The 24,704-nt window shown below is 68.3% G+C and carries 19 protein-coding genes and 1 pseudogene; 14 read left to right on the top strand and 6 right to left on the bottom strand.

Annotated elements, in window-relative coordinates; all coding sequences use genetic code 11:
• Positions 1–4: 4 nt before the first annotated feature.
• From ACFPZN_RS24640 to ACFPZN_RS24630, 3 genes are all read right to left on the bottom strand, one after another.
• Complete coding sequence (locus tag ACFPZN_RS24640) at positions 5–1,246, bottom strand: metallophosphoesterase family protein (protein WP_378284505.1); 1,242 nt, start codon at positions 1,244–1,246, stop codon at positions 5–7.
• A 193-nt stretch (positions 1,247–1,439) separates the two neighbouring features.
• On the bottom strand, positions 1,440–1,916 hold the full coding sequence (locus ACFPZN_RS24635) for a DUF4352 domain-containing protein (protein WP_378284503.1): 477 nt from the start codon (positions 1,914–1,916) through the stop codon (positions 1,440–1,442).
• Between the two features lie 163 nt (positions 1,917–2,079).
• Positions 2,080–3,012, bottom strand: coding sequence for an exonuclease domain-containing protein (locus tag ACFPZN_RS24630; protein WP_378284502.1), 933 nt, complete (start codon positions 3,010–3,012; stop codon positions 2,080–2,082).
• Positions 3,013–3,141: 129 nt separating this feature from the next.
• Between ACFPZN_RS24630 and ACFPZN_RS24625 the strand changes: the two genes are divergently transcribed.
• The 5 genes from ACFPZN_RS24625 (at position 3,142) to ACFPZN_RS24605 (ending at position 13,473) form a co-directional block, all read left to right on the top strand.
• Complete coding sequence (locus tag ACFPZN_RS24625) at positions 3,142–5,232, top strand: N-6 DNA methylase (protein WP_378284501.1); 2,091 nt, start codon at positions 3,142–3,144, stop codon at positions 5,230–5,232.
• A gap of 78 nt (positions 5,233–5,310) precedes the next feature.
• Positions 5,311–7,314, top strand: a complete 2,004-nt coding sequence (locus ACFPZN_RS24620) for a type I restriction-modification system subunit M (RefSeq protein WP_378284500.1) — start codon at positions 5,311–5,313, stop codon at positions 7,312–7,314.
• Positions 7,314–8,633, top strand: coding sequence for a restriction endonuclease subunit S (locus ACFPZN_RS24615; protein ID WP_378284574.1), 1,320 nt, complete (start codon positions 7,314–7,316; stop codon positions 8,631–8,633). Before ACFPZN_RS24620 ends, ACFPZN_RS24615 begins: the two co-directional genes overlap by 1 nt.
• A gap of 3 nt (positions 8,634–8,636) precedes the next feature.
• Positions 8,637–11,789 (top strand): type I restriction endonuclease subunit R, encoded by a 3,153-nt coding sequence (locus ACFPZN_RS24610; RefSeq protein ID WP_378284499.1) that lies wholly within the window; start codon positions 8,637–8,639, stop codon positions 11,787–11,789.
• Between the two features lie 112 nt (positions 11,790–11,901).
• Complete coding sequence (locus tag ACFPZN_RS24605; RefSeq protein ID WP_378284498.1) at positions 11,902–13,473, top strand: serine/threonine-protein kinase; 1,572 nt, start codon at positions 11,902–11,904, stop codon at positions 13,471–13,473.
• A gap of 268 nt (positions 13,474–13,741) precedes the next feature.
• Here ACFPZN_RS24605 and ACFPZN_RS24600 read toward each other — a convergent pair whose 3' ends face one another.
• Positions 13,742–14,140: an ATP-binding protein gene (locus ACFPZN_RS24600; RefSeq protein WP_378284497.1), complete on the bottom strand. Its 399-nt coding sequence runs from the start codon at positions 14,138–14,140 to the stop codon at positions 13,742–13,744.
• Positions 14,141–14,279: 139 nt separating this feature from the next.
• Between ACFPZN_RS24600 and ACFPZN_RS24595 the strand changes: the two genes are divergently transcribed.
• From ACFPZN_RS24595 to ACFPZN_RS24585, 3 genes and pseudogenes are all read left to right on the top strand, one after another.
• On the top strand, positions 14,280–15,080 hold the full coding sequence (locus tag ACFPZN_RS24595) for a helix-turn-helix domain-containing protein (protein ID WP_378284496.1): 801 nt from the start codon (positions 14,280–14,282) through the stop codon (positions 15,078–15,080).
• On the top strand, positions 15,071–15,322 hold the full coding sequence (locus ACFPZN_RS24590) for a DUF397 domain-containing protein (protein ID WP_378284495.1): 252 nt from the start codon (positions 15,071–15,073) through the stop codon (positions 15,320–15,322). The genes ACFPZN_RS24595 and ACFPZN_RS24590 overlap by 10 nt, the downstream gene beginning before the upstream one ends.
• 398 nt (positions 15,323–15,720) lie before the next feature.
• Positions 15,721–15,846 (top strand): annotated as a pseudogene (locus ACFPZN_RS24585) (sigma factor-like helix-turn-helix DNA-binding protein); the annotation flags it as partial.
• 39 nt (positions 15,847–15,885) lie between these two features.
• On the opposite strand, the gene ACFPZN_RS24580 reads toward ACFPZN_RS24585, so the two are convergent.
• Complete coding sequence (locus ACFPZN_RS24580; RefSeq protein WP_378284494.1) at positions 15,886–16,173, bottom strand: hypothetical protein; 288 nt, start codon at positions 16,171–16,173, stop codon at positions 15,886–15,888.
• A gap of 456 nt (positions 16,174–16,629) precedes the next feature.
• Between ACFPZN_RS24580 and ACFPZN_RS24575 the strand changes: the two genes are divergently transcribed.
• Genes ACFPZN_RS24575 through ACFPZN_RS24550 form a run of 6 tightly spaced genes read left to right on the top strand, consistent with a single transcriptional unit; the run spans position 16,630 to position 23,921 of the window.
• Positions 16,630–17,085, top strand: a complete 456-nt coding sequence (locus tag ACFPZN_RS24575) for a pyridoxamine 5'-phosphate oxidase family protein (RefSeq protein WP_378284493.1) — start codon at positions 16,630–16,632, stop codon at positions 17,083–17,085.
• On the top strand, positions 17,078–19,336 hold the full coding sequence (locus ACFPZN_RS24570; protein WP_378284492.1) for a YcaO-like family protein: 2,259 nt from the start codon (positions 17,078–17,080) through the stop codon (positions 19,334–19,336). The genes ACFPZN_RS24575 and ACFPZN_RS24570 overlap by 8 nt, the downstream gene beginning before the upstream one ends.
• Positions 19,329–21,377: a xanthine dehydrogenase family protein molybdopterin-binding subunit gene (locus ACFPZN_RS24565; RefSeq protein ID WP_378284491.1), complete on the top strand. Its 2,049-nt coding sequence runs from the start codon at positions 19,329–19,331 to the stop codon at positions 21,375–21,377. The genes ACFPZN_RS24570 and ACFPZN_RS24565 overlap by 8 nt, the downstream gene beginning before the upstream one ends.
• A complete protein-coding gene (locus ACFPZN_RS24560; protein ID WP_378284490.1) occupies positions 21,374–22,189 on the top strand; it encodes an FAD binding domain-containing protein in 816 nt (271 codons plus the stop codon). Before ACFPZN_RS24565 ends, ACFPZN_RS24560 begins: the two co-directional genes overlap by 4 nt.
• The gene (locus ACFPZN_RS24555) at positions 22,186–22,671 is read left to right on the top strand and encodes a (2Fe-2S)-binding protein (RefSeq protein ID WP_378284488.1); all 486 of its coding nucleotides are present in this window, start codon (positions 22,186–22,188) and stop codon (positions 22,669–22,671) included. Before ACFPZN_RS24560 ends, ACFPZN_RS24555 begins: the two co-directional genes overlap by 4 nt.
• Positions 22,659–23,921 (top strand): MFS transporter, encoded by a 1,263-nt coding sequence (locus ACFPZN_RS24550; protein ID WP_378284487.1) that lies wholly within the window; start codon positions 22,659–22,661, stop codon positions 23,919–23,921. Before ACFPZN_RS24555 ends, ACFPZN_RS24550 begins: the two co-directional genes overlap by 13 nt.
• Here the strand turns inward: ACFPZN_RS24550 and ACFPZN_RS24545 are convergent.
• Positions 23,918–24,529, bottom strand: coding sequence for an AraC family transcriptional regulator (locus tag ACFPZN_RS24545; RefSeq protein WP_378284486.1), 612 nt, complete (start codon positions 24,527–24,529; stop codon positions 23,918–23,920). The two genes, ACFPZN_RS24550 and ACFPZN_RS24545, sit on opposite strands and share 4 nt — an antisense overlap.
• Between the last annotated feature and the right edge of the window lie 175 nt (positions 24,530–24,704).

Raw genomic sequence — 24,704 nt, 5'->3', positions numbered from 1 at the left:
CCGGTCACCGCGCTTCCTGCAGCAGGGACTCCACGAGCTGGTAGGCCTCGTCGGCCAGGTTCCCGACCCATGCCGGGTCGTTCGGGGCGATGCCCTCCGGCCCCTTGATCTCGGCGGGGATCCTTCCGATGAGCGGGTGGCCGGAGAGCCTGGTCATGAGACCGTCCGGATCGATGCCGAGCACGGAGAGGGTGCGGTGAAGGTCGGTCAGGATCCCGGAGGCGCCCCCGCCCACGTCGGCGCCGTCTTCCCCGGACGTGCGGATCTTGATCTTCTCCAGCCACAGGTTCGGGTGGTGACCGGCCGCGGCCCGGAGCTCGTTGAGGATCTGTTCGCGGTCCCGCCACAGTGCGGCGTGCGCGGACGTCGCACCGCTGAGGGTGACGCGGACGGCGGTCAGCCTCTCCTCCGGGATCTTCTGGAAGCCCTGTTCGACGAGGCTGAGCACCTGGTCGATGTCGTCGCGGCCCGTGACGTCGATGTCGAGGCGTTCCCAGCGGGCGGTGTCGAGGTCATGGTGCTCGACGGACGCGACCCGGAGCTCGCCGTCCACGGTGACGACGACGCAGCCTTTCGGACCCGTCTCGCGGGCGTGCCGTCCCTGGATGTTGCCGGGGTAGACGATCCACGGCTCCCGGCTGACGATCTGCTGAGTGTGGATGTGGCCGAGCGCCCAGTAGTCGTAGTCCCGCGCCTGGAGATCCGCGACGGTGCAGGGCGCGTACCGCTTGTGATCGGAGTGGCCGCCCTCCAGACCTGTGTGCAGCAGTCCGACGTTGAACAGGCCGCCGTCTCGGGTCGGATAACCGGCGGCGAGGTTGTCGCCAAGGTCCCATCGGGCGAAGCCTTGGCCGTGAACGGCGAGCCCCGCCTCTTCGTTCCGGATGGTCTCGGGCTTCTCCGTCGCGAAGACGTGCACGTTGTCGGGGAACTTGAGCGTGCGCATCGTGCGGTTCTGCGCGTCGTGATTACCGGAGACCATGTAGACGGGGATGCCGGCCTGCCTGAGGAATGCCATCTGCCGGCTGAAGTAGAGGCCGGTCTGGTAGTCGTTCCAGTCCCCGTCGTACACGTCGCCGGCGAGGAGCACGGCGTCCACGGACAGGTCGGTCGCGAGCCGGACGAGGTTGTCGAGGGCTCTCCGGGTCGCCAGCCGCAGATCGTCCTCGGGGGCTCCTTCGTAACGGGACAGGCCCCGCAGCGGACTGTCGATGTGAAGATCGGCGGCATGCAGGATCTTCTTCATGCTCGTCCTTTTCGTGGGAGACCCGGCGACCGATGCCGGGATGGTCCTGGGACTCCAGTGACCTCAGGAACGGTAGCCGCGTGTTGTGACTTGTCTGATCGAAGTGACGAAAACGTCGCCATGCGGGGAGGTAGGGGCCATAAAGCGGTTTCTCGCATCGGGGACCGCCCTTTTCTTCGGCCTTCGTCGCCTTTCAGGAGGCGACCTGGGCGCGTGCGGCCTCGTTGAACAGGGGACTGGTCATCGCGACGATCTTTGGCCGGAAGTCGCCCTTGGCGCACACGAGGCCGGTGGCCTTCTCGCCGGGGGCGAGTTCGGTGGTGGCGATCTGCCCCTCGTACTCGCCGAGGGCGGAGCCGCTGTCGTGCTTGGTGTCGCGGGTGTCGGTGATCGAGAAGTAGAGCGGGTTGACCTCGAGCTGCTTCTTGGTCTGGTTGGTGACGGTGACCTTGACGCAGGACAGGGCGCCGCCGTCGCTCAGGACGCTCCTGCTCGCGCGCGCCCGCTTGGCGGTGAGCTTGATCGGGAAGGTCGTGCCCTTGGGCGCGGCACCGCTCTTGCCCGCGGATTGGCGGGGGGCGGCGGGCTGGACGGCGACCGGGTCCTGCTCGAGGTCGCAGCCGGCGGTGAGGACGGCGACGGCGCCGAGGCAGGCGATGATCTTGCGCATGGGTGCTCCTTGGTGGCCGGGCGCGCTCTGCATGGCGCGTCACCGGTTCGGGTCGCGGTGGAAGGTGCGCCGCCCGCCGGCGCCCGACCGGCGTGGAGTGGTCGAGCCGGCGGCGGCGCGCATCCGGGGGGATGCTGAGGTCGGAAGGCCTTCGCGGGGTTGGTCAGCCCTCGACGACCGCGAGGAGTTGGTAGAACTCTTCGGCGTCGATGACCGTGATGTCCTGGCCGGAGTCGCGGAGACGTTCGGCCTTGGCGAGCCGGCCGGTCTTCTTCGCCCCCGGGGCGAGCTGGTGGGGCTGGATGCCGCCGACCACCAGCAGGTCGACGGCCGCGGTGACGTCGCGGACGGTCCGGGCTCCGAGAGCGGCGATCCGTCCGGCGGCCGCCGCCCGGGTCATGCCCGGCAGTGATCCGGTGAAGCAGACGGTGAGCGCGAAGAACGGGTTGTCGGGGTCGGCGTCGGGATCGGCGCCGGGAAACGGGGCGCGCGGTGCGGCACCCCGGTACCTGCACCCCTGGCGGACACCGCCGCGGTAGGAGCCCATCGTGATCTGGTGGGCGGCGAGGAGGTCGCCGAGGGCGGCCGTGCCCTGCCGCTTCAAGGCGGCCAGCATCACCTGGGCCGCCGCCCGCGCGTCGTCGCCGCTGTCATGGTGGCGCGGCAGTTCGATGCCCAGGGCGTCGGCGAGCACCGGGAGCTTGTAGGCGAGAAGGCCGGTCCAGGCGCGCCTGGCGACCACGAGTGTGCAGGCGAACCGGAGGTCGGGGACGGGCAGGCCGCTCGCCTCGCACGCGCCGGCCAGAACCCCGATGTCGAAGGCCGCGTTGTGCGCCACGAAGGGGATGCCGTCGGCGAACCCGACGATGCGCTCCAGCGTCTCGGGCCAGCCGGGGGCGTCCCTGACGCGGTCGGCCGTGATGCCGTGGACGCCGACGTTGAAGGCGTCGAAGCGGTCGTGTCCGTCCGGGGGCTTGATGAACGAGGACCACTCCTCGACGATCCGCCCGCCCTTCACCTTGACCATCCCCACCGAGCACGGGCTCGCCCGCAGGGCGTTGGCCGTCTCGAAGTCGATCGCCACCCAGCTCGTCATCCGTCACTCCTCACCCCGAGCCATTGAAAGCACGACCATGAGAGCATGATGTGAAAGCACTGTCAAACAAGTTGCCGCGATTGGATGATGTATAGTGGCGATGCTTCCGAAAGCAAGTGAGGACGTTCGATGGCTTCGCAGAGCGAGCAGCTGACCGCCGCCGAGATCTCCCGGCTCGCCGGCGTGACGCGGGCGACCGTGAGCAACTGGCGCCGGCGTCACCCCGACTTTCCGCAGCCCAGCGGCGGAACGGAGGCCAGCCCCAGCTACGACCGGCGGCGGATCGAGGCGTGGCTCGCCGCGCGGGGCCGCCTTCCCGCGCGCTCGTCCAGGGACGACCTGCGGGCGCACCTGCACGGCCGCACGCCGTGCGAGGCCGGGGCCGTGGCGCTGTTCACCGCGCACCTGGCCGGTCTGGACGCCAGGAAGCGCGCCCAGACCGCAACCCTGGACGACGATGAACTGACCGCGATGTACACGCAAGCGGTCTCCTCGACCGGTCCCGGCGGCTCGGGCCATGTGGACGTCCCCGCCACGCTCCTGCGATCGGCGGCGGACGTGACGCACGAGGAAGGCCCGCTCGCCGTCTTCGACGTGCTCGAGGAACACACCGATGCGCCGCTCGGCATCCGCGGAACGCATCTGACGCCGGAGGTGCTCGCCGACCTGATGGCCGGGCTGGCGACATCCGGAGGCCCGCGCGTCCGCAGCGTCCTCGACCCGGCCTGCGGGAGCGGACGCCTCCTCGCCGCGACCGCGGCCGCCCTCACGCCCGGCGCCGGCGTGCACGGCCAGGAGTACCGTCCCGTCACGGCGGCTCAAGCGAAGACCCGGCTGGCCGAGACGGCGCCCAAGGTCTCCGTGGACGTCAGGACCGGCGACAGCCTGCGCCACGACGCCTTCCCCGGCCTGCACGTGGACGCCGTCGTATGCAACCCGCCCTACGGCGACCGCGACTGGGGGCACGATGAACTCGCGCTCGACACGCGATGGGCCTACGGCGTGCCACCGCGCTCAGAACCCGAACTCGCCTGGGTCCAGCACGCCTTGGCGCATCTGGCCGAGGGCGGCCACGCCGTGCTGCTGCTCCCGCCGGCGACCGCGTCACGATCGTCCGGCCGACGCATCCGGGCCGAACTGCTGCGGCAGGGGGCGCTGTGCGCGATCATCGCGCTCCCGCCCGGCCTTGCCGTCCCGCACCACATCGGGCTTCACCTGTGGATCCTGCGACGCTCTGAAGCCGGCCGCCCCGGCCAGGACCGGGTCCTGCTGATGGACGCCTCCGACGAAGCCGCCGCGGACGAGCCCTCCGGCCAAGGCAGGACATCGGACACGGGCAGGCTCCACGCAACAGTCCTCAGCACGTGGCAGGCGTTCGTCGCGCCGACCGAGTTCACCGAGGTCCCGGGGACCGCCCGCGCGGTGCCGACGATCGACCTCCTGGACGACCTCGTCGACCTCTCACCGGCACGGCACGTCCGCACGGCGCCGATGGTCACTCCGGACGCGGCCCTGCGCGACGTCCTCGAGCTCGCCGAGCGTCTCAAGGCGGACGTGGCCGCGCTGACCGAGGCGAGCGAGATCGGGCCGCTGGCCTCGGCCGGGGAGGCAAGCCGCACCTGGCGCAGCGCCACGGTCGCCGACCTCGCTCGCGGCGGCGCGCTCGCCGTCCATCGTGGAACGCGGGCCGCCTCTGCCGACACCCCGCCCACCGATCTCGCGGATCGTCCCGTACTCCGGGCACGTGACCTGCTCGGCGGGACGCGTGCCGGCGGCGACACACGCGAGACGCGCCTGGCCGACCCGGTCGTCATCGAGGCGGGAGACGTCCTGATCACCCAGGTCGTCGGCCCGCAGGGCGTCGCGACCCGCGTGGCCGGCGACGACGACGCCGGATGCCTGCTCGGCAACGGCGTGTTCCTGCTCAGGCCCGACCCCGCACGCCTCAATCCGTGGTTCCTCGCCGGATTCGTCAGCGCGCCCGACAACGTCAGCCAGGCGACGACCGGCAGCTCCACGCACCAACTCGTGGCGTCACGGCTGCGCGTCCCCTTGCTCCCGCTGGACGAGCAGACCGCATATGGCCAGGCGTTCCGGAAACTCCACGACCTCAGGGCCAGCGCGCGGAACGCGGCGACGTGCGCCGACGAGATGGCCGACCTCATGGCCACCGCCCTCAGCAGCGGAGCACTGCTTCCCCACGGAGCCGAGTTGCCATGACGACCGGCGCCACCCGGCTCTCATGAACCAGACTTGATAGCCCTTGCCCCGCGGCCCGCAACCCCCGGAAGGAACCCCTTGAATCCGAGCAAGCACACCGAACTGGTGAACCACGCCTGGTCGGTCGCAGACCTGCTGCGCGGCGACTTCAAGCAGTCGGAATACGGCAAGGTCATCCTGCCTTTCACCGTGCTGCGCAGGCTGGAGACCGTCCTGGAGCCGACCCGGGCGGCCGTCCAGGAGACCGTGGAGCGGTTCAAGGGCAAGGACATCGACACCGACCGGTTCCTCCGCCGCGCGTCGGGCCAGTCGTTCTACAACGTCACCGCCTACACCCTCGCGAAGATCGCCAACGACCCGGAGCACGCGGCGACGAACCTCGCCAAGTACATCGCGGGCTTCTCCCCGAACGCGCGGGAGGTGCTGGAGAAGTACGAGTTCGCCCAGCAGATCAAGCGCCTGGACGGCGCGAACCTGCTCTACAAGGTCGTCGGACGCTTCGCCGACCTGGACGTCCGCCCCGACGTGGTGTCCAACCACGCCATGGGCTACTTCTTCGAGGACCTCATCCGGCGCTTCTCCGAGCTGTCCAACGAGACGGCCGGTGAGCACTTCACGCCGCGCGAGGTCATCAAGCTGATGGTCAACCTGCTGGTGGCGCCGGACGCCGACGCGCTCAGCGTCCCCGGCATCGTCCGCAGGGTGCTGGACCCGGCCTGCGGCACCGGCGGCATGCTCAGCACGACCCACGAGTACATCACCTCCCTCAACCCGGACGCGACCGTCGAGGTGTACGGGCAGGAACTCAACCCCGAGTCGTGGGCCATCTGCCGGTCCGACCTGATGATCAAGGACCAGGAACCGGACAACATCGCGTTCGGCAACTCCTTCAGCGACGACGGCCACCGCAACACCAAGTTCGACTACCTGCTGGCCAACCCGCCGTTCGGCGTCGAGTGGAAGAAGGTCAAGGAGGAGATCGAGCACGAGTACGACACGCTCGGCGAGTCCGGACGCTTCGGTGCCGGGCTCCCGCGCATCAACGACGGCTCGTTCCTGTTCCTCCAGCACATGATCTCGAAGATGAAACCGCGGGAGGCCGGCGGCAGCCGCATCGCGATCGTCTTCAACGGCTCCCCGCTGTTCACCGGCGCCGCCGAGTCCGGCGAGTCCCGCATCCGCCAGTGGATCATCGAGAACGACTGGCTGGAGGCGATCGTCGCCCTGCCCGACCAGCTCTTCTACAACACCGGCATCTCGACGTACTTCTGGATCGTCACCAACCGCAAGCACGAGGACCACGAGGGCAAGGTCATCCTGCTGGACGCCCGGGACTACTGGCAGAAGATGCGCAAGTCCCTCGGCGACAAACGCAAGGAGATCGGCGACGGCCAGGACGGCCGCCCCGACCACATCGCTGAGATCACCCGGCTCTACGGCGAAGCCCTGGAGGTCGCCGGCGACCCCGAACACCCGCTGCACGGCAAGGTGAAGGTCTTCCGCAACCGGGACTTCGGCTACCGCCGCATCACCGTCGAACGCCCCCTCAAGCTGCGCTTCGAGCTGACCGACGAGACCTTGGCGGCGCTTGAGGCGACCAAGCAGGTCCAGAAGCTCGGCGACGCGGAAGCCTTCATCAACGCGGTGCGCCCGCTCCTCGGTACCACCTGGCCGACCAAGGTCGAGGCACTGGACGCCCTCATGGGTGCCGTCGTGGAGGCCGGCCTCCAGTGGCAGCCCGGCGCCCCATTCGCCAAGGCCGTCCGCGACGCCATCGGCGTCCGCGACCCCGAAGGCGAGATTCAGATGGTGCGCAAGGGCGTCATCGAACCCGACACCGACCTCCGCGACTACGAGAACGTACCCCTGGACGAGGACGTCGAGGAGTACCTCAAGCGCGAGGTCCTCCCACACGTCCCCGACGCCTGGATCGACCACACCAAAACCAAGACCGGCTACGAGATCCCGGTTACTCGCTACTTCTACGTCTACAAACCCCCACGCCCCTTGTCGCAGATCGACGCCGAGTTGAAGGCCCTCGAAGCCGAAATCCAGACCCTCCTCAGCGAGGTAACCGCGTGATGCTCACTTTCCCCGCTGGAACTTCGGCCCCGCTCGTCCGGTTGGGTTATCTGGCCCGTGTCCAGTCGGGCATCACGGTCGACGCGTCCCGCCAACACACCGAGGACAAAGTCACCCTGCCGTATCTGCGAGTCGCGAACGTCCAGGCGGGACGCCTCGCCTTGGACTCGGTCACCGAGATCACCGTCTCACGTACCACCGCCGCAACGGCGACGCTCCTGCCGGGCGACGTCCTGATGACCGAAGGTGGCGACCTCGACAAACTCGGCCGGGGAACCGTCTGGCGCAGTGAAATACCCGTCTGCCTGCACCAGAACCATGTTTTCGCGGTCCGCCCTAACCCTCGCCTGGACCCTGACTACCTGGCCTACCTGACGCAGTCCGCTTACGCGCGCCACTATTTCGAGAGCACTGGGACCAAAACGACCAACCTTGCTTCCACCAGCAGCAGCAAAATCCGCGACTTCAAAATTCCCCTCTGGCCCTTGGAAAAACAACGGCGGATCACCGACTTCCTCGACGCCGAGACCGCTCGGATCGACCAGGTTATGAGCGTGTCCAGGCGAACGATCGACCTGCTAGAAGAGCGACGATGGGCTTCGATCTACAATGGCGTCACCGGACAGAACACTTCGTTGCCTAAGTCACCCCGAAGCCTTGGATGGGTGGACTGCCTTCCCGACAACTGGCCTATCGTCAAACTCAATCAAGTCGCAAAACTGGGAAGTGGGCACACGCCCAGCAGGACGCGTCCCGAGTACTGGGAGAACTGCAACATACCGTGGATCTCGTTGTTTGATGTCGGCTCAATGAGAAATCCACGCCAGGAGTACCTGCATGAGACGAAGCAGCAGATCAGCCAACTTGGCATCGACAACTCGTCGGCGTGCATCCATCCAGCAGGAACAGTAGTGCTGTCTCGCACGGCATCTGTCGGCTTCTCCACTATCATGGCAAAGGAAATGGCCGTCAGTCAACATTTCGTTACATGGACATGCGGCAGCAGATTGGCGCCAGCATATCTTCTCTACCTTCTTCGATCAATGCGTCAATATTTCGAAAGCGTACAGGTCGGAACAACAAACGTAACGGTCTTCATGCCAGACTTGTACTCTATTAGAGTTCCAATTCCCTCAATACATCAGCAAACCGAGATTGTCCAAAAGATCCGCGCGACGTCTGGAAGAATAAATCAGGCCGTCGACAATCTCAGTCGCCAGGTAGAGCTGCTGGCAGAACGGCGGCGGGCGTTGATTACGGCGGCGGTTACGGGGCAGTTCGATGTGTCCACGGCATCCGGTCGTGGGGTTACGGAGTAGGGCATGAGTCCGGTGCATGACGAGAGGGCGTTCGGGGATGCGATCGTCGCGGCGATGCTCAAGGGCGGCTGGGAGGAAGGCGATCCGCGCGACTACCGGCCAGAAGTGGGGCTGGACACGCGGCAGCTCTTCACTTTCATCGGGGACACCCAGGGCGACGAGTGGGAGCGGCTCGTCATGCTCTACGGGAATAGCACCGAGGCCGCGCAGCTCGGTTTCGCCAAGCGGCTCGACAAGGCGATCGCCGAGGACGGGGTGCTCACCGTCCTCCGCAAGGGCGTGAAGGACCGGGGTGTCCTGATCCGCGTCGCGTACTTCAAGCCGAACCTTGTGCTGGACGACTCCGTCCTGGACGAGTACCGGGCCAACCGGCTGACGGTCGTGCGCGAGTTGGAGTACGCGACCAAGCAGGCCGACAAGGGAAACCGGCTCGACTTGGCGCTGTTCGTCAACGGGATTCCGGTCGCGACGGCCGAGCTGAAGAACCCGCTGACCGGGCAGGGCGTGGAGCAGGCGAAGCAGCAGTACCGCAGCGACCGCGACCCGAGCGAGCTGATCTTCCGGCAGCGGGTGGTGGCGAACTTCTGCGTCGATCCCGATCTCGTGTTCGTCGCGACGCAGTTGCGGGGCCAGAAGACGCGGTTCCTGCCGTTCAACACCGGGTCCGATGGGCCGGGCCAGCCCGGCGGCGCGGGCAATCCGGCGCCGGTCGAGCCGGGGACGTATTCGACCTCCTATCTGTGGACGCGGATCTGGGAGCCGGACACCTGGCTGGACTTGCTCCAGCGGTTCGTCCACGAGCAGAAGACCAAGAGCGCCGGCGGCCGTACGAGCAAGACGCTGATCTTCCCGCGCTACCACCAGTGGGACGTGGTGAAGAAGCTCACCGCGCACGCCGCCCGCTCCGGGGCTGGTCACAACTACCTGGTCATGGCGTCCGCCGGGTCGGGCAAGTCGAACACCATCGCGTGGCTGGCGCACCGGTTGTCGTCGCTGCACACGTCCGTGGACGCGGCGGGCCTGGCTCCGGAGGCGGTGGCGAGCGGTGTCGAGCCGGGGGTTCCGGTCTTCGACAAGATCATCGTCATCACCGACCGGCGGAACCTGGACGCCCAGTTGCGGGAGACGATCGGCGCGTTCGAGCAGACGGCCGGGCTCGTAGTGAAGATCGACGAGAAGGTCGGCGCCAAGTCCGAGCAGCTCGCCAAGGCGCTGTCGCAGCAGTCCGGGAAGATCATCACGGTGACGTTGCAGACGTTCCCGGCGCTGATCGACTTCTTGCGGCGCAACCCGACCGAGATCGCCGGTCACCGGTTCGCGATCGTCGTGGACGAGGCGCACTCGTCCCAGTCCGGGGACGCGGCGACGGCGGTCAAGGCCGCACTGCGCGATCTGGGCCTGGACGCCGACTCCGACGATGAGGGCGCCACGACGGTCGAGGCCAAGCTGGAACACAAGGCCGCGCAGCGCTCGCAGGCGTCCAACCTGTCCTACTTCGCGTTCACGGCCACGCCCAAGAGCAAGACGCTGGAGCTGTTCGGAACGCTGGGCACCGTGGAAGGCAAGCCGACGTACCGGCCGTTCCACGCTTACTCGATGCGGCAGGCGATCGAGGAGGGCTTCATCCTCGACCCGCTGCGCAACTACGTCACCTACGACACGTACTGGAAACTCGTCAACAACAACCCCGACGAGCGCGAGGTCGACCCGTCCAAGGCGAACGCGCTGCTGGCGCGGTACGCGGTGACGCATCCCTCGACCGTCGCGCAGCACGCGAAGATCATCGTGGAGCACTTCCGGGCGCACACCCAGGGACGGCTCGGCGGACGGGCCAAGGCCATGGTGGTGACCGCGTCCCGAAAGAGCGCCGTGCAGATGTCTCGCGCGATCAAGCAGCACATCGAGGACATGGGATACGGCATCGGTGTCTTGGTGGCGTTCTCCGGCTCCCTCACCTACGAGAAGGAAGAGGTCACCGAGTCCAAGGAGAACGGCGGCCTGCCCGAGAGCGCCCTGCCCAAGGCGTTCGCGTACACGCGGGCCGACGACCTGGCCACGCAGACGGGCGGACGCGGAAAGCCCGAGTACCGGATCCTCGTCGTCGCCGAGAAGTACCAGACCGGCTTCGACCAGCCTTTGCTGACGACGATGTACGTGAACAAGACGCTGTCGGGGATCGCAGCTGTCCAGACGCTGTCGCGGCTCAACCGCACCGCCGACCGCAAGAGCCAGACGGACCTGGCGGTCGTGGACTTCCTCAACGACGCCGAGGACATCCAGGACGCTTTCCGTCCGTACTACGAGGAGGCGATGACCCTCCCCTCGGACCCGAACCTCCTCTACACCGCGCAGAGCCGGGTCATGTCGGCGCAGATCCTCGCCAACACGGAAATGGACGAGTTCGCGCGCGCCTACCTCGAAGCCGAGGAGAAGGCCGGCGGCTCGGCCTCACGCTGGGAGAAGCTGCACGCCGAGCTGTACCGGCTGCTCAACCCGGCCGTCGAGCGCTTCACCGCACTGATCGACAGCGAGGACGACGACGACCACGAGACCGCCGAGGACTTCCGCGCGAACCTGAACGACTACGTTCGTAAGTACGGGTTCCTCTCGCAGATCGTCCCGTACCGCGACGCCGAACTCGAACGCCTCCACCTGTACGGGCGGCACCTGCTCAACCGGCTTCCCAGGCGTGCCGACGGCGGTGTCGACATCGGCGAGGTCGACCTCACCCACATGCGGGTGGACAAGACCGGCGAGCACAACCTGAGCCTTGGCCCTGAGGGCGCCACGGTGGTCAAGGGCTTCGGCGACGGCGCCAGCGGCGCCAAGGAGCCGGAGAAGTCGCCGCTGGCGGAGCTGATCGAGAAGTTCAACGCCAAGTTCGGCACGGACTTCACCGAAGAGGACTTCGTCCGGCCGTTCGAGGAGGCGATGGCCGAACCGAAGGTCAAACAGGCCGCGGTCGCCAACGACCTGGAGAACTTCGGCGTCGTCTTCGACAAGGAATTCGAGGAGAAGATGATGGACCACGTCGACACCATCGCCACCCTCGGCCAGAAGTACTTCGGCTCGGACCCCGAGTTCAAGTCGTCCCTCAACAGCCGCGCCCGCCGCGCGGCATGGCAACTTCTGCGCGAACAGGCCGGAGTCGCCTGATCGCTTGCCTGTCCGGCCGTTCACCGAGCGAATCGGAGGACGGCTGGACAGCCGATCTCCGCCACCGCAACACTGACCACATCGGACAAAAGCGATCGCACTCGGAGCAAGGATGCCGGTCAGAACCATTGCCACCCGCTATGAACTGATCGAGCAGATCGGCTCCGGGGGCATGGGCATGATCTGGCGCGGCTATGACTCGGTCCTGGACCGTGAGGTCGCCGTCAAGGCCATCCGCCCCGAGATGCTGCTGTCTCCGGAGCACATCGCCGACCTGGCCGAACGGTTCCGCCGCGAGGCGCGCGTCACCGCACGCATCCAGCACCACGGCGTTCCCCAGGTGTATGACGCCGTCCTGGACGCCGACTCCGCGGATCGCCTCTACCTGGTGATGCAGTACATCGAGGGCCGGAACCTGCGTTCCTACATCGACCCAGCCGACCCGCTGCCAATCGCCTGGGCCGCCGCGGTCGGCGCGCAGATCGCCACCGTCCTGTCCCACGCGCACGCGATCCCGGTCGTCCACCGCGACCTGAAACCCGACAACGTCCTGGTGACCGATGACGGCACTGTCAAGGTCCTCGACTTCGGCATCGCCGCGATCCTCCGCCGCGACATCACCAAGATCACGGTCACGGGCAGCCCGATGGGCACCAGCCGGTACATGTCCCCCGAGCAGGTCAACGCCGCCCAGGTGACCCCGCAGAGCGACCTGTACGCGCTGGGCTGTGTCCTGCACGAACTGGTGTCGGGGAGGCCCGTCTTCACCGGCGACGGCCAGTACGAACTCTGGCAGCAGCACATCACCGCCAGCCCGCAACCGCTACGCGAGCTGCGTCCGGACGTGCCGGCAGAGCTTGAAGAACTGGTCCTGGCCCTGCTCGCCAAGAAGCCCGAACAGCGACCGGCCGACGCCTACGCCGTCTACGAGCGCCTGCTGCCGTTCCTGCCGTCGCCCGGCTCGCCGGCGCTCGCCACGAGCCGGCGGCTCGGCACGATGCCCGACCCGACGCTCCTGTACCGGCAGCCGAACGCTCCTCGCCGCCGCACGCTCCGGCAACCTCCCGTCGCGACGCCGCCGACCGTGCCGCATGCACCGACCACGCCGCCGACCCAACTCCGGAACGCCATCGACGACGCGCTCAAGCGCTCCACCGAACTCCTCGGCTACGACCGCTTCGCGCAGGCGGCCGACGTCGTCGAAGCGGTCATCGGCCCTGCCGCCAAGATGCTGGGCTCCGAAAGCCCGGACCTGCTCAAGCTCCGCTTCCATCGCGCGCTGATCCTCTTCCTTGGCGGAGACTCTCGGACGGCCCTCCCGGAGTTCGACGCCCTGGCCGATGCCTATGCCCGCACCGCCGGGCCGTCGAGTGACCGCGCGCTGGAATCCCGCCGCTACGCCGCCCACTGCCGCGCCAACCTCGGCCAGAACACCGTCGCGCTCGACCAGTTCCGCCGCCTCCTCGACGATGTCGCCGCCGTGGGCAGCCACGCCAGCGAACTCGCCCTCGACATCCGGTACAGCATCGGCCTGCTCCTGTTCTCGGCCGGTGACAAGGCCGCCGCCGAGAACGTCTTCGAGTCCCTCCACCAGGACCACCTCGTCATCAACGGCCCCGACGACGAACGCACCCGCGAAATCGCCGACCTCCTCACCCGCATCCGCCTCTCCACGTCCCGATAGACCGCCGCGAGCGGACGGGAAGTGCCCACGTCCGGCGAGCGGCCGACTTCTCCACGGGGGAGTGATCACGGGCGTCTTCTCCGCGACATCCATTGGTTGAGGAACCCCAAGAACCTGCCGGGACGGCCTGCCCCAGGAGGCCGGCGACCCAGCAGGCCCAGGACCCCAGGGCGATGAACTCCGATGCGGTACGGGCCTCGGCAGGGGGCGGGCCCGGCCGGTAGGTAGCGGAGGGGCGGACGGGGGGGAACCGCCCCTCCGCTGGTCTTCATGAGGCGTCAAGGACCGCGAAGACGACCTTGCCGACGTTGCCGGCCAGAGGGCGGACGCCCCAGCAGCGGCAGTACTGGTCGACGATGAACAGGCCCCGGCCCGCCTCGCTAATGGTGTCGCTCTCCTGCATGTGCGGGAGGTCGCAGGTCGCGTCCTGAACCTCCATCCACAGCGCGCCGTCCTCGGTGCGTCCGATCCGGAACGTCACATCGCCGTCCGACGCGGACGCGTAGCGCAGGGCGTTGGTGACCAACTCACTCGCCACCAGGCAGGGCGCAAAGTCGTCCATGTCCCACTGACCGGTGACCAGCCGCACGAACCGCCGCACCTCCGCAACGACCTTCGGGTCCTGCTTCACCACCATCTCGTTCTCGTGGCACGCCGCCTGGCCCATGATCCTTCTCCTCACGTTGCGTGGCGAACACCACACATTCAGTCACTTTCGGAGTTAGATTTGGCATGCCGCTCGAAAGCGGAACGCGGCAGCAAGGGCACAGGCAGTGGATGCAAGTTGCCGAGAAAGGTAAGTGAGCATGCCAGCACGGCGTCAGCGTCCCAACGAGTCCCCCGCGCTCGTGGCCTTCGGCCGCCAGATGCGCCGACTACGAGAAGCCAAAGACGTCCTTCAAGACACGATCGCTCACCTCACAAAGGTCAGCCCTGCTCAGGTCAGCCGGATCGAGAACGGCAAGAAGCGCGCCACCCGCGCCTTCGTGGAGCTCGTGGACGACTACCTGGAGGCGGGCGGATCGCTCCTCAACCTGTGGGAGGACCTGAATCGGGACGGCCACCCGGTACCGATCTGGTTCGACTGGCCCCAGACCGAGTCGGACGCCGCAGAACTCGTCACCTGGCAGCACACGATCGTCCCCGGACTACTCCAGACTCCGGCCTACGCCCGCGGCTTCCTCAACTCGAACGAGGCCGTCGAGGCACGCATGGCACGTCAGGCCATCCTCAGTCGCGAGGACGCGCCCCCAACGGCGCTGGTCGCGCTCCTAAGCGAATACGTCCTCGACTACTTGGTGACCTCACCCGAGGTGATGCGCGAGCAGATAGAGCACCTGATCACCCTCAGCGAGCTTCCCAACGTCACCATCCAGATCGTCCAGAACAACGGGCGTCCGGCAGGCACGGGAGGCGCTTTCGTGGTGGCTACCATGGAAGATCGGAGCGAGGTCGCCTACATGGAGACGACGGTACGAGGCATCACGACCGACACCCCCTCCGACCTCGCCAAACTCTCCGAATCTCTCAGAGAGTTGCGCGCGAGGGCGCTCCCCGAAGACATGTCCCGGGACAAGATGAAAGAGGCGCTGGAGAAATGGATCTGACGAACCTCACCTGGCGCAAGGCTAGCCGCAGCGGCGAGAACGGCGGGGACTGCGTGGAGCTAGCAGCGCTCTCCTGGCGCAAGAGCAGCCGCAGCGGCGAGAACGGCGGGAACTGCGTCGAATTGGCGGACGCGGCCGGTGTGGTGGCGGTGCGGGACAGTAAGGACCCGGACGGGCCCGTCCTCCTGCTGACCCGCACGGCCCTACGCACCGCCGTGAACTCCGCCCTTACGACCCGCTGACCCACAGCCGATCCCTCGCCCCTCATACGCAGAGTCGCGGCGGGTCCATCCACCCGGACGGCCCGCCGCACCACCGCGCCTCCGGAACCATGGCCCCGGCCCGTCCGCAAGAACCTCCGGGCGTCCTCTCCTCATCTCCCGCCAGCCCGAGCACCCGCAGGGCGGCGCCGTCAGCGCGGGGACGATGCTTGATCTTGCGGCCTGCCTATGGACGGTGCCTCTGACCAGTCCAGGTGCGCGAGTGAGTTCACGAAGCCGACCATTTCTTGGTGGATGTGGCGCCTGGAAGGATCGGGGAAGCGCACGTTGTGCCGGTAGTACCGGTGAAAAGCGATGATCAAGGCAGCGTGGCGTCCTGCTCCTGATCGAGCGGGCGGCGGCCGGTGTAGCCGCTGCCGATGAGGTCGGCCCGGCCCCCGCACTACCGGACGGTGCTGGAGCTGCGCTTCCTGCAGAGCCGTACGCTCCGGCAGGCAGCGGCGGCGCTCGAAGCCAGCGTCGGCAACGCGAAGGTCCTGCAACACCGCGCCCTTGACTCGGCACGGGTGATCCGGCTGCGGACTTCACGGTCCCGGAGGGAAGACGCCCTGGCCTGGAGTGAGGATTCCGTCGGGGTCGTAGCGTTCACGGGCCGTCTTGAAGGCGGCCCATGCGGGGCCGTAGTGGGCGCGCCACTCCTCAGCCGTGGTCGGTATGGAGCCGACCGGGTACTGGTAACCCCCGACGGCTTGGGCGCGCAGGTAGAGGGAACGGTTGGCCTCCACCATGTCCTGCGGGTTCTCGGCTCCGGGTGAGGCGGTTCTGAGCAGCGTGAAGAGGAAGACCGTCTCCTCGTCGGGCAGGCGCAGCAAAGGCAGGCGCAGGCGGCTGTTACGGCAGCGTGATCCGGGATCACATGGAGTTGTCGGACGGTCGCCAAGAGGCGGATTCCCTGGATATGGCGTCGGGTGCACTGCCGATCAACCAACAGTGCACTCCTGGTCAATGATCTTGTCGAGTTCCTGGGGCAGAGTTGTCGATGTAGGCCATGAAGCCCGCTGATATATCGCAAGAAATCACGGGTGGCGTGGCGGCCGCTCGCGGCCATGACTCGAGGAAGAGAAAGGAGGCGATCATGTTCGAGGACATCGAGAAGAAGGACAGTGAGCGCGAGATCCTGGCGCCCGGCCACCACAGCGCGACGTTCAAGTCGTTCGTGTGGGACGAGTCCCAGGACGACGACGAGTAATGCGCTCGTTCTGAACAAGTTCCGGTTCCCGGGCCGCGAGCGTGGCCCGGGGGCCGGAGCCCCGGATGAACGGAATCGAATGGCCACGTGGGCGGAGTTCGCCGAACAGGAGCCGGACATCGCGGAGCTGGGCTCCCGCATGCTGCGCAAGTATGGAATCGCCTATCTCGGAACGGTGCGCCGGGACGGCGGTCCTCGCGTCCACCCCGTCTGTCCGGTGATCATTGATGGCCGCGTCTATATCGGCGTTATTCCCTCTTCTTCCAAGAGGGGTGACCTGGAGCGTGACGGACGGTTCGTGCTGCACGCGCTGCCTGGGCCGAAGGACGCCGAGCTCAGCCTGAACGGCCATGTTCGGCGGCTGCCATCGGACGAGGCCGCGGCGCTCGCCGACGTCTCGGACGGCAACGTGCGCGTGCCGGCCGACAGCGTTCTCTACGAGCTGGTCATCGACCGAGTGCTTTGGATCACTTACGACCATGAAACCAGCGAGCGTCCCGTCGCCAGCATATTCGTATGGACCGGCGATGACTGAGGTTCCGAGCCAGACCCGCGGCCCCCGACTGGTGCGTGCGGAGGTTTTCGGCCACCCCGGCGGAGGCGTCGTCATTTTCACGCCCAAGGGCACTTCGTATCGGGTGAAGGCGTCCGCTGAGGATGTGATCGCTCTGCTCGAAGGTTGTGACGGACAGCGGCCTGTGCATTCTCTCCCGTCCGCCGCCGCGTTCGGTGCCGATCTTCACCCCATGCTGGCTGCGCTCTGCGAGAGCGGGGTCCTTTCAATGTCGCCGCCCGTGCGGGATGAACAGGACCGAGTGCGTTTCGCGACGCCCGAGATGAATGGCGGCATGGCGCCACTGCCCGAATTGGTCGTGGTGGGCGAAGGAGAATGTGCCGCCATGGTCTCGGCGGCGGACTCCCTGGTTCGGTCGGCGGGGTTCGGGTCTGTGCGCAGTCTCGCCGCACCGGCAGAAATCGCGACCGTGGAGAGTGACGACACGGTCCTGCTGGCGCTGTCCGACCATCTTGATCGCGCGTTTCTGCGGGACGTCGACCGGCGTTGCCGACAGCGGAGTCTGCGGTGGTCGCATTTCCATTTCGAGCGTGAGCGCGGCTGGTTCGGCCCCCATGTCGATCCGGAGAATGGTCCCGACGCCGAGGACCTGCTCGCCCGCCGCGCAGCGGCGGCCGCGGACCCGCATGTCCTGGCGGCGCTGGACGGCCCGCCGCTGATCGGCGACCGCTATCTCCCACCGGTCGGGGAGCTGTTCTGGATGCTCGGTGCCGTCCTTACCGACCTGGGGCGCTGGGTCGCGGGACTGCCGGCACGCGGCGCGTGGCACGAGGTGGAACTCGACCCTGTCGAACTCGCCGTGTCCGCACACCCGGTGCTGCCCTTGCCGGGATCGTCACCGGCGGCGTCCATCGCCGCCCTGCCCGGCGCCCCTTCGGATCTGCTCGTGGACGAGCGCACGGGCATCATTCGCAGAGTCGTCGACGTGGAGCACCATCCTTCGATTCCCCGCACCTTGACGACGGTGCACGCCAGGACGAGTGATGTGAGCCGCGTGACGCCATGGCGCAACGACCCGGTGGCAGGGGGCAGCACCTTCGGTGACCGGGCGGCCGCCGAGCACGCCGCCGTCGGGGAGGCGGTCGAGCGTTACTGCGGCAACGTGGTTCGGCACGACCTGGTGACCCAGGCCAGCTTCGCGGAACTGCGGGAGCGTGGCGAGAGCGCCGTGGACCCTCGGAAGCTCGTGCTGTTCTCACAGCGCATGTACGAGTCCCCAGGATTTCCGTTCGTTCCTTTCACCGCAGATCGGAAGGTCCACTGGGTACGGGGCCGGTCGCTGACCCATGATGTGCCCGCCTGGCTTCCGGCCAGCATGGTCTATGCCAACTGGCACTCCTTGTCGGTCTCGGAGGGGCCGTTCATCAACCCCGTGTTCTATTCCGGGATCGCGGCGGGGTCCTCGCTGGACTCGGCGCTGGACGCGGCCCTGTATGAGGTCGTGGAGCGGCACGTGACGATGGTCTGGTGGTTGAACGCCCACCCCGTGCCCTCGGTGAGACCGACCCCGGAACTGGAGGCGCTCTGGTCGGACGGGACGGGGGAAAGCCCGATGCGGCATTGGCTGATCCAGCTTCCCAACGAGTTCTCCGTGCCGGTACTGGCCGGTTGCGTGGAGCATGCCGCGGACGGGCTGCTCACCATCGGTTTCGCCGCGCGTCAGGACGCCGCCGAGGCCGGCCGTAAGGCGTGGGCGGAAGCGCTGACTCTCCACGACATCGCGCGCGACTTGGCGCGTCCCCTCGGTGCGTACCGCGCCGCCGCCGAACACGGCATGATCGACGCGTCGAGCCTGAAGCCGGCGCGCGCGGACCGGCGGTATCTCGACGACTACCGTGGCGACTTCCGCGATGTGACCGACCTGATGTGCCAGGTCCAGGTGCATCTCGACCCGCGGGCCCACGATCTGATCCGGCCCTGGATCGACATGCCCGCCGAGACCGACCTGGCCCCTCCCGGGCCCAGCGACCTGCGCGGCGCGGTGGAGGCCCGAGGCTACGAGGTGTTCTACGCCGACATCACCACCGCGGACGTCGCCGCCGCGGGTCTTCGCGTGGTGCGGGTGCTGGTACCGGGGCTGGTGCCGAACTCCCCGGCGGCGTTCCCGTACCTGGGCAACGGCGTGGTGCAGCGCGCCGCGGTCGAGTTGGGCTGGCGATCCGATCCGCTGTCAGAGGACGAACTGAATCTGGTGCCGATGCCACATGCATGACGCCGATGGGTCCTTCTCTGTCGTCGGCCGCGCGGTGCCACGTGTCGACGCTTGGGCAAAGGTGACCGGGAGACATGCCTTCCTCACCGACATGAGTTTCGGCGGCGACGCGTGGATGCGGCTGGTGCGCTCTCCCCATCCCAAGGCGAAACTGACCGGCCTGCTGGTGGACGCCCCGGGCGTCGTCGCGGTTCGCACGGCGGCCGATGTTCCGCGCGTCCGGTTCAACCCCGCTTTGGCGCCGTCAAGTGACCAGTTGCGCGCCGCGGCTGATCGTCCGTTGCTGGCGACGACGGCCCGCCATGTGGGCGACGCGGTCGCGGTGGTCGTCGCGACCAGCGCCGCGCACGCCGAGGACGCGGTCCGCGCCGCCAGCACCGAATGGAACGTCCTTGAGCCGGTCCTGGACATCGACGCCGCACTCCAGCGGGGGGCGGTGATCGGGCGAATGGACTTCGGCGACGACCGCGTGGACGGCGCCCTTGCCGCCTCCGCCGTCGTCGTCGAGGAACGGTTCGAGGTCGCAGGCGCACAGCACGTCTGCCTGGAGACCCATGCCTGCCGGGCGGAACCGGCCGGCGGCGGCGTCCGGATCTGGTCCAACACCCAGTCGCCCGGCGAGCTGCGTTCGCTGGTGGCCGAGATCCTGGGCATGGACGACGACCGCGTGCATGTCCGCAAGGTGGACGAAGGCGGCGGGTTCGGATGCCGCCAGGAACTTTACGAGGAGGCGTTGGCCGCATGGCTCGCGCTGGACCTGAACCGTCCCGTGCGAGTGGTGTACGACCGCGAGGAAGAGTTGCATGCCACCCGTCGGCGTCATGCCCTGAGGGCCCGCGTTCGCCTCGGCCTGGACGACGACGGGGTCATCACCGGGATCGACCTGGACGCGGTCGTCGACTCGGGCGCCTACGCCTCCCACGCGCCGTACGTCGCGAACGCCGTCGCGCTGACCGTGCCGGCCACCTATCCGCATGCCGCGTACCGCTTTTCCGGCAGGGTCGTGCGGACCAACACCCTGCCCGGAGGCGCCTACCGGGGGTACGGCGTGGCACAGGCGAACGTCATTGTCGAAGGCGCGCTCGACCTGGCCGCCCGGCGCATGGGTCTCGACCCCATCGAGGTACGCCGCCGCAACAGCCCTCAACGGCTGCGCCAATGCCTGGACGTGGCGGCTCGCGTGTTCCCCGCGCCCCCGCGCGCGAACGACCGTCCCTCTGGAAACCTCCTGAGGGGGCATGGCGTGGCAGTCGCCGCCAAGGCCACCGTCACCGGGGACGCGTCCGACGTCAGCACGGCCTCGCTCACCCGCACCTCGGACAGGGGAGCCGTCCTGGTCACAGGAACCTGCGACGCCGGCACCGGCTCCTCCACCGTGCTGGCCCAGATTGTGGCCGAGGAGCTGGGCATCTCCGTCGCCGACGTCCAGGTGCTCGAGGGCGACACCGAGCGCGGTCACGTGGACGTGGGAAGCGCGTCTCAGCGGAGCGTCCTTCTCGGGGCGGGCGCGGCCAGGGAGGCGGCCAGGACGGCTCATACCGCGCCAGGTGTCCCCGTCACCTACCGCGCGTCGCCGGTTCCCCCCAGCTACTGCGCCTGTTTCGTCACGGTGCTCGTCGACATGGAGCTCGGCACCGTTCACGTGGAACGGTGCGACGTGGTCACCGACTGCGGACGGGTCCTCAACCCCCTGGGCGCGTTGGGGCAGGTCCATGGAGCCTGCGTCCAGGGGCTCGGGCTGGCGTTGATCGATCTGTGGTCCGCCGACGCGACCGGACGGGGACCGGGCACCGTCCAGGAGCACGGCGTTCCCACAGCGCTGGACGTGCCGGACGTCGGGGCCGTCTTCACCGGTGAGCCGTCAGAGAACGCGCCCTACGGCGGTCTCGGCCTGGGGGAACTGCCCATCGTCCCCGTCCCCGCGGCGGTCCTCAGCGCGGTCGCCGACGCCACAGGCGTGCTGCCCACGACCATACCGCTGCGCCCATCGGCCCTGTGGCAGGCGTTGAGGGACGGCGCCGGCTCGGACGGGCACCAGTGATCGGCCGGTCCGCACCGTCCCGGGTGCACCGCCCCTCCACGCTGGCCGACCTGACGTACGCGCTGCTCAACGACCCCGCCGCCGAAGTCGTCGGCGGGGGCACGCTCGCCCTTCCCCGGTGGGGCGGGCACGGGGCGCCCGAGAGCGTCGTTCATCTGCCTTCCGTGCTCGAACTCCGCCGTCGCTCGCGTGACGCGGGGCACGTGACGCTCGGCGCCTGTGTCACCCTCACCGAGATCGCTCGCGCCCCAGGACTGCCGAACGCGCTGCGGTCCGCGGCGGCCACCATCGGCGGTCCGGCTCTCCGCGCGGCGGCCACGATCGGTGGGAACGTCACAGCGGCCCGGCCAGGCTGCCTGGCAGCGGTGCTGCTCACCCTGGACGCCTCCGCACACGTCATCGGCCGGTACCCGATGACGGCGCCGAGGCACGTTCCCGTCGAAACGGTGCTCGGCGGCGCCGACCTGGTCGTGCTGTCCGTGCGCTGGCAAGGGGCCGTCGGCGATCGGACGGCGTTCGCCAGAACGGCGGTTCGCGCGGCAGGGGGACCGAACACGGCGAGTGTGGCCGTACGTCTCGGCCGCGGACACTGCGGGATCGCCGTCGGCTCCACCGGGAGCGTCCCTCACCGGTTGCCGCACGCGGAGGCCGTGTGGCGCGACCACCATTGTGCCCGCCGCACAGCCGCGGCCGCTGCGGACGAGGCGGTCGTGCTGCCCGGCCGCGCGGCCGGTGAGGACTACCGCCGCGCGGCTGTGAAGGTGCTCACCCGGCGGCTGCTCACCGAACTGGAAGAGGAGGAATCCGCATGACAGGCACGCCTTCGGCCACGGTCAACGGAGTAGCCGTGCCGGTGCCGTCCGACGGCAGGCGACTCGTCCACTGGCTGCGCGAGGATCTGGGCCTCACCGGCACCAAGCATCCCTGCGGCGCCGGGCACTGCGGCGGCTGCTCGGTCCTGGTCGACGGCCATCCGGCACTGGCCTGCACCACGATGGCCGCGACGCTCGGCGATACCGAGATCACCACGATCGAGGGGCTCGCGGCGCGCGGCGACGCGCTGCTGCGGTGCTTCGTCGAGAAGGGCGCCGTCCAGTGCGGCATGTGCACCCCGGGCATGGTGGTCGCCGCCAGGGCGTTCCTGAACGCCACCTACGGCGCGCGCCGCACGACGGCGACCGTCCGGGAGGCCCTCGCCGGTAATGTCTGCCGCTGCACTGGTTACACCCAGATCGTGCGCGCGGTGCTCGCCGCCGGGGCCGACGACCACGCGGAGAACCCGTGCGAGAACTGATCGGTGCCCTGGGCCTGGTCCGCCGGAACCGACGGTTCGCCCGGTTCTGGATCGGGATGATGATCTCCAGGGTGGGCGACGCGTTCACGACGGTCGCCCTGTCCTGGTTGGTGCTCACCACCGCGGGACCGTCCGAGCTCGGGATCACGCTGCTGCTCTTCGGCCTGCCCCGGGTCATCGCCGGCCCGTTCGCGGGGCGGCTCCTGGACCTCTTCCCGGCCCGGCTCCTGCTCTTCTGGGACAACGCGCTGCGGGGGGTACTGATCGCTCTGATCCCGGTGCTCGACCTCCTCGGTGCGATGCACATCGCGCACATCTACGTTATCGCGGCGCTCTGCGCGGTCCTGTCGGTGACGAGCGAGGTCGCCGAAGGCGCTCTGGTGCCCCGCATGGTCGATGACGAGGACCTTGAAGGAGCGAACGCGCTGCTGGGGGCGAACTGGGAGCTCTCCTCGATCCTGGGTCCCCCGGCGGCCGGGCTGCTGATCGCCTGGATCGGCGCCTCCCCTGCCCTGTTCGTGGACGCCCTGAGCTTTGTGGTCATGAGCATGCTGTGCCTGGGGCTGCGGATCGAGGCCCCCACGGCACAGGGATCCGTGCAGGAGCGGCAGGGGCTGCTACGCGGCTGGCTGGGCTTCCTGACCTTGTTCCGTCTGCCCGCCGTGCTCGCGCTGACGATGTCCACCACCGGCTTCCTGTTCCTCGGCGGAATGATCGAAGTGCTCTTCCCCGTCTTCAGCCGCCAGGAGCTCCATGCGGGCTCCGAGACCTATGGACTACTCGTCGGCGCGTCCGGCGTGGGCTCCCTGCTGGGGCTGATGCTGGGCATCGGTTTCCTGCGGGGTTTGCGCCCCGGCTTTCGCGTCGCACTGATCATTTTCGCCGGGGTCCCGCCGTTCGCCCTGCTCGGCCTGGTCTCCCAACCCGGCATCGCGGTCGCCCTCGCGGCGCTGTCCGCCTTCCTGTGGGGACCCTACTTCGTGGTCGAACGAACCATGGTGCAACGCTTGATACCGAACGAGCTGCGGGGCCAGGTGGTCGGGGGACGGATGGCCGTCAGCTCGCTCGGCTACCCCCTCGGCAGCGCGGCCGCAGGTCTGGTGCTGGCCCACACCACCGCGTCGGCCACCGTCCTGGTGATCGCGGTCGCCTACATGGCGCTGTCCCTGGTCCCCCTGTTGGCCGCCCCTCTCCGCCATCGACCAGGGGCAGAGGCACGACCCAAGGTCGCCGTTCCCGACAATTCCTAGCCGCGGCGGCTACGGGACTGGTGGTGACGACGGTATTCGCCGGGTGTGATGCCGAATGCCGCGCGGAAGGCTCGGGTGAACCCCGCGTGGCTTAGGAAGCCGGACTGTGCGCTGATGTCGTGAATGGATACGGAACTCAGTGCGGGGTCGGCCAACGCGTCACATGCCCGTTCCAGACGCCGTCGGCGGATCCAGGCCGAGACCGTGACACCGTCGGGCCTGAAAAGACGGTGCAGGTAGCTGATGGAGATGTGATGCGCGGCGGCGATGGCGCCCGGCGTGAGGTCCGGGTCGTGGAGATGATGATCGATGTAGTCGCGGATGCCCAGAAGCACGGTTCGCGGATGTGTTTCGGGCTCCGGTCCATCCTCGGTTTCGAGGGTGTGGGCCACCAGCGCCGAGGTCAGGCCGGCAAGGATCGCCCCAAGGCGGGGGCCGTCGGTCGAGGTGAAGCCGCCGGCGTCGGTGCAGATCCGGGCCAGGAAACCCGCCAGCAGGGCACCGACGCCATCGCGTGCCGGTATCGGACGTCCGATCACCCGGTCGGCCATGCCCCGTGGGAGCAAAAGCAGATCCTTGGGGATCTCGGCTTCCACTGTCTTGATCATGTCGAGGAGCAGGGAGAGGCAGTACGCATCGGGCTCGGGTCGCCTGAAGCTCCTAGCCTCGATCTTTCACAGCGCCGGTTGGGTCGTGTGGCGGCCTGACCGGTTTGTGTTTTCTGGTGGTGGTCAGGTCGGTGGCCCGGATGTCGCTCCGGGTGGGCGGGGTTCCACGGCCCCT

The organism is Actinomadura rugatobispora (genome assembly GCF_042656285.1).
In the GTDB taxonomy this organism is placed as follows: Bacteria; Actinomycetota; Actinomycetes; order Streptosporangiales; family Streptosporangiaceae; genus Spirillospora; species Spirillospora rugatobispora.
This window is presented reverse-complemented; position numbering and strand designations above follow the sequence as displayed.

Coding starts and splice junctions, on each gene's coding strand:
- ACFPZN_RS24640 (WP_378284505.1), bottom strand. CDS start 1,246: ATGAAGAAGATCCTGCATGCCGCCGATCTTCACATCGACAGTCCGCTG.
- ACFPZN_RS24635 (WP_378284503.1), bottom strand. CDS start 1,916: ATGCGCAAGATCATCGCCTGCCTCGGCGCCGTCGCCGTCCTCACCGCC.
- ACFPZN_RS24630 (WP_378284502.1), bottom strand. CDS start 3,012: ATGACGAGCTGGGTGGCGATCGACTTCGAGACGGCCAACGCCCTGCGG.
- ACFPZN_RS24625 (WP_378284501.1), top strand. CDS start 3,142: ATGGCTTCGCAGAGCGAGCAGCTGACCGCCGCCGAGATCTCCCGGCTC.
- ACFPZN_RS24615 (WP_378284574.1), top strand. CDS start 7,314: ATGCTCACTTTCCCCGCTGGAACTTCGGCCCCGCTCGTCCGGTTGGGT.
- ACFPZN_RS24610 (WP_378284499.1), top strand. CDS start 8,637: ATGAGTCCGGTGCATGACGAGAGGGCGTTCGGGGATGCGATCGTCGCG.
- ACFPZN_RS24605 (WP_378284498.1), top strand. CDS start 11,902: ATGCCGGTCAGAACCATTGCCACCCGCTATGAACTGATCGAGCAGATC.
- ACFPZN_RS24600 (WP_378284497.1), bottom strand. CDS start 14,140: ATGGGCCAGGCGGCGTGCCACGAGAACGAGATGGTGGTGAAGCAGGAC.
- ACFPZN_RS24595 (WP_378284496.1), top strand. CDS start 14,280: ATGCCAGCACGGCGTCAGCGTCCCAACGAGTCCCCCGCGCTCGTGGCC.
- ACFPZN_RS24590 (WP_378284495.1), top strand. CDS start 15,071: ATGGATCTGACGAACCTCACCTGGCGCAAGGCTAGCCGCAGCGGCGAG.
- ACFPZN_RS24575 (WP_378284493.1), top strand. CDS start 16,630: ATGGCCACGTGGGCGGAGTTCGCCGAACAGGAGCCGGACATCGCGGAG.
- ACFPZN_RS24570 (WP_378284492.1), top strand. CDS start 17,078: ATGACTGAGGTTCCGAGCCAGACCCGCGGCCCCCGACTGGTGCGTGCG.
- ACFPZN_RS24565 (WP_378284491.1), top strand. CDS start 19,329: ATGCATGACGCCGATGGGTCCTTCTCTGTCGTCGGCCGCGCGGTGCCA.
- ACFPZN_RS24555 (WP_378284488.1), top strand. CDS start 22,186: ATGACAGGCACGCCTTCGGCCACGGTCAACGGAGTAGCCGTGCCGGTG.
- ACFPZN_RS24545 (WP_378284486.1), bottom strand. CDS start 24,529: ATGATCAAGACAGTGGAAGCCGAGATCCCCAAGGATCTGCTTTTGCTC.